The following is a 663-nucleotide window of genomic DNA, read 5'->3' on the forward strand; positions in this document are numbered from 1 at the left end:
ACCAGCTTACGTTTAATGTGCTTTTAAAATTTAACCTACGTATCAGACTGAACACTTATTGACTTAAAGTTTATTCGCTTGTTCTCGATACTGGCCAATAATATATATTTAAATTATATAATGCTAAAGAAGAAAAATCCGATAGCATATAATAAAAAGGCTATTACTCCTACTGATACTATGCAACCACTACAACTATTGTAATTAACGTTATCTTTATATTCTGTAGTAGTCTTATACACTCTATATACCTTCCAATTTTCTTCGATTTCAAGGTTTAATGTAATAGTATCATTTTGTTTATTAAGCTTGTTATATATAGGCTTGTATTTGTTTATCATATATGTTTCAATTACCATTGCATCAGATTTAGTTGCATATCTTATATATTCTATTCTAGCTATTGAGTTATAACACTTACTGGGTAAATGTCCTTTTTGAAAGTGTTGGCTCATTCTTTTGTCTAATGTCTGTCCAGTATATCCAATATATATGGTTTTTTCATGCTGATCTATAAACCTATAAACATAAGCCATGCAATCACTTCCTTTTACCCTTTAATATTCTTTCAAAATCTTCTTTAGTGGTCCAGTAGCTTTGAAACTCAGTTATACCATTACTATTTTCAATCTTAGCTCTACCTTTTATTTTTATATCCTCTAA

At 28.7% G+C, this 663-nt stretch carries 1 protein-coding gene; it reads right to left on the reverse strand.

Translation table 11 applies throughout. The features are described from left to right. Nucleotides 1–113: 113 nt before the first annotated feature. Nucleotides 114–536 carry a GIY-YIG nuclease family protein gene (locus AZI32_RS17290; protein ID WP_021434561.1) on the reverse strand — a complete coding sequence of 141 codons (423 nt, stop codon included), beginning with the start codon at nucleotides 534–536 and terminating at the stop codon, nucleotides 114–116. Nucleotides 537–663 lie beyond the last annotated feature (127 nt).

The organism is Clostridium sp. ATCC 25772, assembly GCF_001573875.1.
In the GTDB taxonomy this organism is placed as follows: domain Bacteria; phylum Bacillota; class Clostridia; order Clostridiales; family Clostridiaceae; genus Clostridium_J; species Clostridium_J senegalense.